Source organism: Candidatus Albibeggiatoa sp. nov. BB20 (genome assembly GCA_016744725.1).
In the GTDB taxonomy this organism is placed as follows: Bacteria; Pseudomonadota; Gammaproteobacteria; order Beggiatoales; family Beggiatoaceae; genus Albibeggiatoa.
On the sequence record JADGDW010000023.1, the window covers coordinates 20,455 to 27,564 of the forward strand.

Here is a 7,110-nt window from a genome sequence, read left to right on the forward strand (position 1 = left end):
CGAGTTTATCTGACTTGCACTCCTTAAAAATTTCACATCAAAAATACTTAAGCTGTTCCAAACACGCTACAATATTGTCATTCATCACTTCCTATTGATACTTGATTCATGCTTTCCTTCACATTTGCCAAACGTCATGGCGTTATCGTCACTGCACAAAATGAATATCGTGCTACAGTGTGCTATCACTCTGAATTACAACCGCATATCATCACTGAAGTGCGTCGCTTCCTAGATATTCCACTCCAACTTGAGTCCATTTCTCAGGCTGAATTTGACCGTTTATTGACCATGCACTATGAGCAACAAGCCAGTGATGCAATGCAAGCTATGGAAGGGATTGGCGATGAACTGGATTTATTTGAAGTAGCGCAACAATTGTCTTCTGAGCCAGAAGATTTACTCGAAAGTGATGACGACGCGCCGATTATTCGTTTAATTAATGCTTTACTTTCTGAAGCCATCAAAGAAAATGCCTCTGATATTCATATCGAACCGTTTGAAGTGCGTCTTGTAGTCAGATTTCGGATTGATGGTGTATTACGCGAAGTATTGCAACCACGCCGTGTGCTTGCCCCGTTATTAATTTCTCGGATCAAAGTCATGGCCAAATTAGATATTGCTGAGAAACGTTTACCCCAAGATGGGCGTATTTCTTTACGCATTGCGGGGCGAGCAGTTGATGTACGGGTGTCAACGATTCCTTGCGGGCATGGTGAGCGGGTCGTTTTGCGTTTATTGGATAAGCAGGTGGGGCGATTAGATTTAAAGCATCTTGGTATGTTGCCTGAGTCTTTAGAAAAAGTGGAGCATCATTTACAAAAACCGCATGGGATTATTTTGGTCACAGGACCGACAGGTTCGGGCAAAACCACCAGTTTGTATGCGATGCTGAATGCGTTGAATAATCAAAAACGCAACATTATGACGGTGGAGGATCCAATTGAATATTATTTAGATGGAATTGGTCAAACGCAGGTCAATACTAAAGTTGATATGAGTTTTGCTAAAGGCCTCCGTGCGATTTTACGCCAAGACCCTGATGTGGTAATGATTGGTGAGATTCGGGATTTAGAGACGGCACAAATTGCAGTACAAGCCAGTTTGACAGGGCATTTAGTGCTTTCCACTTTACATACCAATACCGCGATTGGGGCAATTGCGCGTTTACGGGATATGGGAATTGAACCATTTTTATTGGCTTCGAGTTTGATTGCGGTGATTGCTCAGCGATTGGTGCGAATTTTATGTCCAGAATGTAAGCAAGCTTATCCTGCTTCTGAAATGGAGCAACGTGCACTTAAGGTGGATGCGGAAACTATTCTATATGCGCCGCAAGGCTGTGAAAAATGTAATCATATTGGCTATAAAGGTCGAAAAGGGATTTATGAATTTATCAGTGTTGACCATAAATTGCGGGCGATGATTCATGACGGTGTGGGGCAGCAAGATTTAGAAGCCTATGCACATCAATTTACTTTGTCGATTCAGCAAGATGGAATGCAGCAAGCCTTACAAGGTCATACTAGTTTTGAAGAAGTTTTGCGTGTGAGTTTATAAATTTTCATCGATCTGGAATATAATTTTGTAAATTTCACCACTTTAGATAAACCGATTTAAATCGCATTGATTTAGCATTTTATTCCGAGCAAAATATTTGAATTGAGTGTTCAGTTTTTGGAAAATTCAGACTAGGCTCGTTCAGCAATAAAAATAGCCCGTTTTGGTGCAGGATAACCTTCAATACTCAATGTGGAATTATTGGGATTTAGACAATCGGATAATGAATTGAGCGTCATCCATTCCGTTGAACGCTGTTCTTGAATACTGGTTGTATTGACATTGGCAAGACGCACATTATCAAACCCACAACGTTGCAACCAAGATTCTAAAGTCAAACAAGAGGGAATAAACCACACATTACGCATATTGGCATAACGGCCTTTAGGCACAAGCGAAAATCCCAGATCACCATCAACTACCAAAGTTTCTAAAATTAACTCACCACCGGGGCGCAAACAACCACGCAACTCAAGTAAATGGTCTATTGGAGAACGACGATGATACAAAACCCCCATAGAAAACACAGAGTCAAACTTTTGTAATTGTGTTGGTACATGCTCAATACCAATCGGTAATACCGCAATAGGATGCTGACCTGTAAAATGCTGCATGGTTTGAAACTGCACGATACTTAATAAAGTTGGATCAATCCCAACCACCAATTTTGCACCTGCTCCCAACATCCGCCAGCAATGATAACCACTACCACAACCCACATCCAACACCACACGATTAGTCAAATCTGCGATATGGGACTTGACCCGCTGCCATTTCCAATCTGAACGCCATTCTGTGTCAATAAAAATATCATGAATTTGATAAGGGCCTTTACGCCATGGATGCAATTTTTTAAGTAAATCCATCAATTGCGCACGGGTTTCAGTATCACAATCCTGAGCTTCCCCAACACGTATCACATCTGCGTTAAAATCCATTGAACTGGCTGCAATATTTGGCAAAGCCGCTAAAATATCTAACCATTCAGGTAAATGACCATGACGTGTAGGATTTAAAATTGTTTCAATTTGAGGCTGTAACGAGTCTAACCATTGACTAAAGCCCGCTTGCTGCATCAATTGGTAAAAAGGCTGGTAATTCATAGATTGTTATTCAGGTTTCTGATCGAAGATTTCAGGTAAATAGGGATGCTCGTTTAGGTCTAGCGAAGCCAGATTTAAGCTAATTGCTAATGCTTGACAACGAATATCTGTTTGGACAATAAAACGTGTTTCATCTGGAAACAGGGTTTGTTTTCGTTCGTACATCATATCAAAAATAGGGATCACTTTTCTTTTATGTTCAATGGTTTGCTCCATTGACAACCCATAAAGATTAAAAGGGCTGACGGTTGCGCTAAATAATTTTTTGACCGCTTCATCATAAGGCAAAAAGCTAATATTCCAAAAGAATGCCACATGCTCTAAAGCTTCTTGTCCTGCGCTATCTTTGTCTATTTCTGATAGCTTTGACGCAAAAATCATCTCAGTCAAGGGTTTTGCATATTCCAGCAATAAATCTGATAATTTATTTTTATAGCCTAATGTCTGGCTTGGAACTGCATTTAAACCCGTACTCTCCTTCATTTCTAAAGCCATTGTTGCTAAAGGTTGTTTTTGTCCATGGGCAATAGGATTGTTTGGTTTCGTTTTTTTAGCCGCTTTAAGCTTTTTAGGTTTTTTCACAAATACATGGCCTTAACTTAAAAGTCTTACATTTAAATTTGGATTAATATTAAAATCAAGCAAATAGGATAAATACAAGTTTTACCATGAAATTGAGTGTCGTTGCAAATAGTTAATTGATATTTTTATCGAAAACAATCTTTTATAAACACTTGTCTTTCTCGTGAAAATTGAATAGAATTGCTCGTTTCATTTTAAATAAGCCAGTGTGGAGAAGCTCTAACATGTATGCTGTTATTAAAACAGGAGGCAAGCAATATAAAGTTGCGGAAGGTGATGTACTCCAAATTGAAAAGCTTGATGTAAACGAAGGCGATACTATTGATTTCACTGAAGTATTAATGGTGAATGATGGTGAAAATACGAAAATTGGTGCGCCAATTCTTGAAAATACGAAAGTAACGGCAACTGTTGAAGCCCAGATGCGTGGCAAGAAAATTAAGATTATTAAATTCAGAAGACGTAAGCACCATCGTAAACAAATGGGTCATCGTCAATATTTAACTGAAGTTAAAATTACTGGTATTCAAGCTTAAAGGATTTATATCATGGCTCATAAGAAAGCTGGTGGTAGTAGTCGTAACGGTCGTGATTCTGAGTCTAAACGACTAGGTGTCAAACGCTTTGGTGGACAGGCTGTTCTTTCTGGAAACATTCTTATCCGTCAACGTGGTACTCGTTTTCACCCAGGAAGAAATGTAGGCATTGGTAAAGATGACACTCTATTTGCAAAAGCAGATGGTGTTGTTTTATTTGAAGTCAAAGGTCCTAAAAGTCGTAAATTTGTTAGTGTGGTGCCAGAAGAAGCTACCGCTTAATGACTTGCATAGAGCGCAAGGAAGTAAAATAATAAGTTAAAGTCATATTTTATTTCCTTTTTGCGTTTTAGACTGATTCAAACTATTTTAGATTTCACAGTATATCCCTCTGTATTCCAACCTAATATTCTACATATCTTTTCTCTATTCATATCCTGACTAATGTTAGTTTGATCTAATTTTCAAACTTTCATACTCAACAGTCTATCTCAGCCAAAATTCAAGCCTATAAAACATGATGATTTCATACTCAATTCAGATTAATTTGTCCAATACTATTTGATACATATTCTCTTTTTAACATTAATAAATATGATGACTGTTAAGAAACCATAATTAATACCGCGCCATTTTTATCATACTAAGATTAAATTATAGTATCATTCGCCAATCCTTAATCAAAAATTCACAATGTAGGAAGTCTGCTGGGTTTTATCCCAAGCAAAGGATATAAAAAAATATGGATTTGCCACATTATATTAATGAGGGTGTAGGGCTACCGATGTTTCAAGGGCCTTACATGCAGGAAGATTCGAAATTAGCTGTATTTGCCTTTAAAGCAGACAAAGCAAAATTAAAAGCAATTTGTGATAAATATCTTAATAGTATTAGCAGTGATGAATATCATTATACACCACTACTATCTTATGTAACAATGGTTTACGCTGATATGACGATTTATTCCTTGCATGAAAAGGAAATTAATATTGGCAAGTTACATGAGACCGACTTAGCAATTTGGATCCCTATCCTTGTCAAGAAAAAAGTCGCTGGTGTTTACCTCCCTTCACATATTACCTATTTCTTACCTTATTTATTTGTTGATAATCCTTATGCTATTGCAACAGGCCGTGAAGTATATGGTTTTAGAAAGATACATTCTATATTTCAATTTTCTGGTGACATCACCAACCCAGAATTTACTGTAAATAATTTAGTGTTTAAACAATTTGGAGCAGATTCAAGAGCTGAATGGGATTGGGTAATGAAAATGCAGCGGGTAGAGTCTAATATTCACGACAAAACTGCATGGAATTCAGCCGAAGAAATGTATGACTATGTGATGCAGCAGTTAAAACAACAGAATGATGCACTTTCACTTGATGAAAAAGATGAAAAACAAACAAAATCTTTATTCAACTTTAAATTGTCAATGCCACTGATTTTTTTAAAGCAATTTCCAGATATTAAAAATAGTGAATATGCTTGTTATCAAAAATTGGTTCAAGCTAATGTCACCATAACACGCTTTAAACGTGCAGCGCGTTTAGCCCATAAATATAAGCTACATATCAATGAATTAGAAAGCCATCCCATCATTCAACAATTAGGTTTAAAAGCGGAAAGCAATGTAGTTACACCAAGTGCCGCATTTTGGGTAAATATGGATTTTTCTATGGATTTTGGCAAGGAACTCTAATTAATGATTAATAAAAAAAAGATTGTTGTTTTAGGCGGTGGTATTGGGTCATTGAGTAGTATTTTTGCGATTACGTCTATGCCTGACTGGCAGCAGAAATATGACATCACTTTGTATCAATTAGGCTGGCGTTTGGGCGGAAAAGGGGCAAGCGGTCGTAATGCTGAGTTAGGACAGCGCATTGAAGAACATGGCCTACATGTCTGGTTTGGTTTTTATGACAATGCTTTTCGCACCATACAACAGTGTTATGCAGAATTAGATAGACCAAAAGACGCACCATTAGCCACTTGGGATCAAGCATTTAAGCCACATGATTATACAGCCATACAAGAATATCATCATGAGACTTGGAAAACATGGTCTATGATTTTTTTGCCCCGTAGCGGCACGCCGGGCATTGGTGGACGAGAATACACACCGATTCGATATGTACAAGATATTTTATATTGGCTATGGAAATACTTGCTACCACATTTAAAATTGCGTGATTGCGCTGCATTTCTCGCTATAATTCCTCATGCGATACAAACACTGAGTAGTAAATCTATTACTCAACTTTCCGCATCAGAACAATCCAGTCCTTTAATTGCTCTAAAGTCTGCCCTTGATGAGCTATATAAAGTGGTTTTAGACATGTTTGAGCGTACTTCTGACAATAATGATGTGCTACGCCGTACTTATATCATTTCTATTTTATGGCTAACTGCAGTACGTGGCATTATTTCAGATGGTATTATTTTTAATGGATTTGATGTGATTGATGACTTGGAATTTAGGGAGTGGCTGAAAAAACATGGTGCGCCTGATAGTGTTGCTTATTCTGCGCCGATACAGTCATTTTATGATTTAGCTCTTGCCTATGAACAGGGTATAACAGAGGGTAATCCTAGTCGAGAGGGCAATATTGCAGCAGGAACAGCATTGCACAGCTTTTTGTTGGTCTTGTTTGCTTACAAAGGTAGCCTCATGTGGAAAATGCAAGCAAGTATGGGTGATGTGGTTTTCACCCCATTGTATGAAGTATTAAAAGCCCGTGGCGTTAAATTTGAATTTTTCCACAAAGTGACAGATTTGATTCCCAATGAGCAAGGCACAGCAATTCAACAAATCATTATCAATAAACAGGTTTCTCTAAAAAATCCTGACCAAGAATACCAGCCTCTTGTTGATGTCAAAGGCTTACCTTGTTGGCCAAGTGAGCCGCTATATGAACAGCTTGTAGAAGGAGAACAAGTGCAAGCAGGTCAGCATAATTTAGAGTCGCATTGGACAGCATGGCAAGATGCAGAACCTAATATATCACTGAATCAAGGTGTTGATTTTGATTTGGTTATTTGTGGTATTCCAATCGCAGCCTTAAAACTGATTTCTGAGCAATTGGCAACTAAAAGTCAATCTTGGCAAAACATGGTAGACAATGTTAAAACGGTACGTAGCCTTGCCATGCAGACATGGTTAACAAAGGATTTAAAACAATTAGGCTGGCAACATCCTTCAGTGGTATTGGATGCCTATATACAGCCTTTTAATACATGGGCTGATATGGGTCAAACCATTAGTTATGAAGCATGGTCTGCATCATTAGAACCAAGCGATATTGCTTATTTTTGTGGTACGATGCCAG

Annotated in this window: 7 protein-coding genes; 5 read left to right on the forward strand and 2 right to left on the reverse strand. The window is 38.0% G+C overall.

Features of this window, described 5'->3' with window-relative positions; all coding sequences use genetic code 11:
* Positions 1–108: 108 nt before the first annotated feature.
* Positions 109–1,560: a type II secretion system ATPase GspE gene (gene gspE, locus ABXH34_RS04375; RefSeq protein ID WP_353570648.1), complete on the forward strand. Its 1,452-nt coding sequence runs from the start codon at positions 109–111 to the stop codon at positions 1,558–1,560.
* Positions 1,561–1,691: 131 nt separating this feature from the next.
* Here the strand turns inward: gspE and cmoB are convergent, their stop codons facing one another.
* Positions 1,692–2,663: a tRNA 5-methoxyuridine(34)/uridine 5-oxyacetic acid(34) synthase CmoB gene (gene cmoB, locus ABXH34_RS04380; RefSeq protein WP_353570649.1), complete on the reverse strand. Its 972-nt coding sequence runs from the start codon at positions 2,661–2,663 to the stop codon at positions 1,692–1,694.
* Positions 2,664–2,669: 6 nt separating this feature from the next.
* Complete coding sequence (locus tag ABXH34_RS04385) at positions 2,670–3,245, reverse strand: hypothetical protein (protein WP_353570650.1); 576 nt, start codon at positions 3,243–3,245, stop codon at positions 2,670–2,672.
* 224 nt (positions 3,246–3,469) lie between these two features.
* Here ABXH34_RS04385 and rplU point away from each other — a divergent pair, with 224 nt between their 5' ends.
* From rplU to ABXH34_RS04405, 4 genes are all read left to right on the forward strand, one after another.
* On the forward strand, positions 3,470–3,781 hold the full coding sequence (gene rplU / locus ABXH34_RS04390; protein WP_353570651.1) for a 50S ribosomal protein L21: 312 nt from the start codon (positions 3,470–3,472) through the stop codon (positions 3,779–3,781).
* Between the two features lie 12 nt (positions 3,782–3,793).
* Complete coding sequence (rpmA, locus tag ABXH34_RS04395) at positions 3,794–4,063, forward strand: 50S ribosomal protein L27 (protein WP_353570652.1); 270 nt, start codon at positions 3,794–3,796, stop codon at positions 4,061–4,063.
* A gap of 460 nt (positions 4,064–4,523) precedes the next feature.
* A complete protein-coding gene (locus ABXH34_RS04400) occupies positions 4,524–5,483 on the forward strand; it encodes a hypothetical protein (RefSeq protein WP_353570653.1) in 960 nt (319 codons plus the stop codon).
* Positions 5,484–5,486: 3 nt separating this feature from the next.
* Positions 5,487–7,110, forward strand: a 1,624-nt coding sequence (locus ABXH34_RS04405; protein ID WP_353570654.1) for an NAD(P)-binding protein, incomplete at its 3' end; no start/stop codon positions are given.